We start from the raw sequence: 4,615 nt of genomic DNA, 5'->3' as shown, positions 1-4,615 counted from the left end.
GAGATACTTCTGAGTGGCCTTTGTCCAGACGAATGTCATCTTGTTGGCGTTGGCTTCAATTTTTGTTCCATCCAGATAAAGGACAGAAGAGTCTATCTGAGGATCATTCTGTTCGGCATAGCGGTTGAATTCCGTAAAGAGATCCTCCATGCATGGAGTAAGGCATTCCTTCTGAAAGCGGGAAATTGTACCGTAAGAAGGAGTTTCGCCATTGAAAAGGCAGAGCAGACGGATGTCGTGAGAATAAAGTTCTTCCTGCTGCCGCAAAGAGCAGTAGCCATAAAGAGTAAAAGAAATCAGAGCGGCTTTGAGCATGGCGTCTGCTGGGAAATGGCAGGCTGGCCAGGAGGCAAAAGAAGGATAAAGGGCAAGGTCGAGATAATCATCGACAAAGGAACTGACAGTAGTGAAGACAGAATCCATCTCAATATGAGGGAAGAGAGAATGGAGCAGTGGCAAACGGCCCTGAATCGAGTTATAGTGTGTTTGGTAATTTTGTTTATTAAGCATGAACATATTTTACCAAAAAAGGCACCTCATCCATTACGGATCAGGTGCCTCTTTTTATTTTTGGACTGTCAGAAATTTAACAGCCCCTTTCTATACCTGATGTTTTCATAAATTGATGATCATTTTGATTCAGTCTGCAGGACGTCCTGCAGCAGATCAAGATAACAAAAGAAAACGGATTCTGAACTTTTATGGTCAGAATCCGAAAATTTGCAAAAAAAATGGCAGGGGTAGCAGGAGTTGAACCCACATCAACGGTTTTGGAGACCGTTGTTCTACCATTGAACTATACCCCTAAGGTGCAGTTCGTTGACTGCCTTAGAATAATAACAGAATATATACCCTGGATCAATTATTAATGGATAATTTTTCTAATTTTAGTTAGTCTTATGTAACTGATATCATCTGCAGATCATTCTGTAGATCAGGAAAACGAAAAAAAGGAAGAAGACGGATCTTCTTCCCGGAAACATTTTCTGATGTTTTGATTATTTTGAACGAAGCTCTTTATAAAGATCGATCATCTGTTCAGCCAGAACCTTGAACTGTTCGGCACCCATCATCTGATCTTCAGCATGAATTAAAAGCAGGGATGGCTCGGTGGGAGTTCCAGCCGCTTCTTTCTGGATAAGATAAGCATGAGGTTCATGGCCCTGATTCATGGCTTCTTCACCCTGTTTCATGTTTTCTTCAGCTTCTTCAAAGTTGCCGGCTTTAGCGGCATCGATTGCAGTCATAAAATAAGATTTTGCAGCGCCGCTGCTGGCGATAATCTGAAAACAAACTAATTCTAAACCTTCCATTGTTATTTTCTCCTTTATCGTGTGTGAGATGGAGATGTGATCATGAAATATTTGAATTAAATGTCTATACAAATGTTACAATAAGACTGTATAACCGATGATCTTCAATTGCAAGCGTTTTTTGAAAAAAAGCCGCATTACAACAATTGAATTATTCCTTGTGTAGATGGTTCGTCAGGCTCAGGAGCATTATCTTCTTAAGGAATAGGTTGAGAATTTGAACAGGTCGTAGCGGTGCTTTGAAATGGAGTATTCGAAGGGTGTTCCATTATCCAAATACGCAATCTGTTCTACGACAAGAACAGGTTCTTTTTCCGTTAGTCCTAGTTCTGCCCAGGCAAGTTCATCCGAAGGTTCTGCTGACATTGTCTTCTTTGAGGAAGCGATCTTCAGCCCAAGTTCATTTTCGATATAGTTGTAGATTGAGCTGCTCACAATATCCAATGTAATACCAGGTATGGTCTGAGGAGCCATATAAGTTTGTTCAATGACATAAGGTCGGTCATCTACATTTCGGACCCGCAAAATGTCATATAATGGAGCGTTCTTTTCAATTCCAAGTATTTCCGCGATGTCTTCAGGAGCAAAGATCAGTTGAAAACGGAGAACTTTGCTGGAGACCTGACCATTTCTGGTGGATTCGTTGGATCGGGTAAAGCCCTGCAGTTCACGTTCCTGTAATTCCATTCCATCACGGTTTGAAGAAGAGGATAAAACAAAACTTCCCTGTCCCTGTTTACGGTAAATAAAACCATCTGCCACCAGCATGTCGTAGGCTTTTTTTACAGTCATTCTTGAACAGCCGTATTTTTCACAGACTGCCGCTTCTTCAGGCAGCTGATCTCCATCCCGATAATGCCCGCTGAGAATCAAATTTTTGGTATCCGTATAGATCCGCATATATTTTGTCATTGCCGGCTGATGAGCCGATTCATTTTCTTTTTTCATAGTGATCATTTCCTTCTGTCAATCCTTAAAAGTGATCAAACAATAAACCGACCTGGCTTCTACTATACATAGATCAGATAACTATATTTACGACCTTTTAACCTGGCTTTAGACTAAACCAGAATAAATATGAAACAGCTCTCCCTGATTTACAAATTTCATAAACCAATAAGGAATTGGTTCATAAAATGAGAAAAATACAGCGCAAAACTAGTCTAATCTTATTGATATGTTATCCAAATTGCTTAAGGTCAAGATTTTTATATTGATTTTTTTGTCGTTCAAAAAAGATTTCAATAATGTATAGACATCATTGATTGTGTAAATAACACTTTATCTTTTCTCATTCATACCATATTCCATATTAGGAAACAAATCGAAATTGATCGTATCTGATCACTGTATTTCTTTTTCTGAAATGACCTGCAGGCAGCTGAATTTCTACTCCATAATTAAACCTCGCAAATATACACATATAAAATCCGTAAAGTGGGAATTTTATTCAGGTTTGCAATCAGTTTTCATGACTGGATTTTCACTTATTTCCATTCATCAGAAAAGATGGCAGTTGTCTCAGCGATTTTCCTGCTCAAAAATATCTAAATTATTGAGCAATAACGCTTACAACCAATACCTGATTATTCGATATTGATAAAAGTATAGTCAAATATAGATAGACTAAAATAATAAAATTAAATGTATAGACAAAAATCGAGAATAAATGTATATTTGGATTGTGAGATGAATATGTGATCCAAGAGGAGAAACGATGAAACATAAACTGACATTCCCGGATGGATTCTGGTGGGGAGCTGCCAGCAGCGGGCCGCAGACAGAAGGCTGGGCCGGCAAGAAGCACGAAAACGTTATGGATACCTGGTATCGAACAAGCCGCAAAGATTTCTTTGACGGAGTAGGACCGGATGTAGCCAGCGATTTCTACCACACTTATCCGGAAGACTTTAAACTCATGAAGGAAATCGGAATGAATTCCTTTAGAACATCGGTTCAGTGGACAAGGCTGATCAAGGATTTAGAAACGGGCGAAGCGGATCCAGAAGGCGTTAAATTCTACAAAGATATGATTGCCAAAGCTAAGAAAAATGGCATTGAGCTGATTTTGAATCTTCATCACTTTGATATGCCAACCGAACTTTTAGAAAAGTATGGCGGATGGCAGAGCAAACATGTTGTCGATCTGTTTAAAAAATTCGCAAAAACAGCTTTTGAAGAATTCGGCGATGATGTTCGTTACTGGACAACTTTTAATGAACCAATGGTTATTCCAGAAGCTGGATGGCTGTATGGCTTTCACTATCCAAAACTAGTTGGGCAGGGAAAAGAAGCAGTAGAAATTATCGGAAATATCAACCTGGCCAGTGCAAAAGCGATCAAGGCGTACCGCGACAGCAAGAAGAATGGTGAAATCGGAATTATTCTGAACCTGACTCCTGCCTATCCGGAAAGTGATTCGAAAGAAGATGCTGCAGCTGCAAAATTTGCCGATGAATTCTTCAACCAGTCATTCCTTGATCCGGCAATCAAGGGTGAATTTCCAAAAGATCTTGAAGAGCTGTTAAGAAAAGATGGCGTGCTGTGGGATCTTTCAGAAGAAGACCGCAAGACCATTGCTGAAAATACAGTCGATTTCCTTGGAGTCAATTACTACCATCCAAAACGTGTCAGAGCCCCAAAAAATCCAGATAAATATGAAAACTGGATGCCTGATCGCTACTTTGAAGAGTACGAATGGAAAGAAGGACGCATCAATCCATATCGTGGATGGGAAATCTTCCCAAAAGCCATCTATGACATCGCAAAAAACGTTCAGGACAACTATGGAAATATCAAATGGTTTATTTCTGAAAATGGAATGGGTGTTGAAGGCGAAGAAAGATTCCGTAAGGAAGATGGCTCAATTGAAGATGATTACCGCATCGATTTCTACAATGAGCATTTAGCTCATCTGCACAAGGCCATTGAAGAAGGAAGCAACTGCTTTGGATTCCATGCCTGGACCGCAATGGATTGCTGGAGCTGGAACAATGCGTATAAAAACCGTTACGGATTTATCGGAGTAGATCTTGGTGATCAGTCCAGAAAGATTAAGAAGTCCGGACGCTGGTTAAAAGAAGTCTCCGATGAAAATGCAATTCTTATCGAAGATGAATTGATGCCAAAATTCTAAAAACCACCACGACAGATCACATATTGATCATTCATTAAACTGTAATTCCCAAGCTTTTTCTACCTAGAAATTCTATCTAATTTCTAACTGCTTTAATTACGCTTTATGTATAGCTTTTTTCGAGCTAAAACCACCCATATACTCCTAAAAAGATTTATTCTATAGG

General features: G+C 39.5%; 4 protein-coding genes and 1 tRNA gene. 1 reads left to right on the top strand and 4 read right to left on the bottom strand.

Features of this window, described 5'->3' with window-relative positions; all coding sequences use genetic code 11:
• From BO222_RS01390 to BO222_RS01375, 4 genes are all read right to left on the bottom strand, one after another.
• The coding region (locus tag BO222_RS01390; protein WP_178390427.1) for a transposase at positions 1 to 510 on the bottom strand (510 nt) is incomplete at its 3' end.
• Between the two features lie 222 nt (positions 511 to 732).
• Positions 733 to 806: transfer RNA gene (locus BO222_RS01385), tRNA-Trp, on the bottom strand.
• Positions 807 to 998: 192 nt separating this feature from the next.
• On the bottom strand, positions 999 to 1,313 hold the full coding sequence (locus BO222_RS01380) for a PTS lactose/cellobiose transporter subunit IIA (protein ID WP_075817701.1): 315 nt from the start codon (positions 1,311 to 1,313) through the stop codon (positions 999 to 1,001).
• Positions 1,314 to 1,502: 189 nt separating this feature from the next.
• A complete protein-coding gene (locus tag BO222_RS01375; RefSeq protein ID WP_198931975.1) occupies positions 1,503 to 2,261 on the bottom strand; it encodes a GntR family transcriptional regulator in 759 nt (252 codons plus the stop codon).
• A gap of 769 nt (positions 2,262 to 3,030) precedes the next feature.
• Between BO222_RS01375 and BO222_RS01370 the strand changes: the two genes are divergently transcribed.
• A complete protein-coding gene (locus BO222_RS01370; RefSeq protein ID WP_075817699.1) occupies positions 3,031 to 4,449 on the top strand; it encodes a glycoside hydrolase family 1 protein in 1,419 nt (472 codons plus the stop codon).
• The last annotated feature ends 166 nt before the right edge of the window (positions 4,450 to 4,615 follow it).

The organism is Ileibacterium valens (assembly GCF_001945525.1).
GTDB classification, from domain to species: domain Bacteria; phylum Bacillota_I; class Bacilli_A; order Erysipelotrichales; family Erysipelotrichaceae; genus Ileibacterium; species Ileibacterium valens.
The sequence above is the reverse complement of the archived record's forward strand: the minus strand, read 5'-3'. Positions and strand labels throughout refer to the sequence as shown.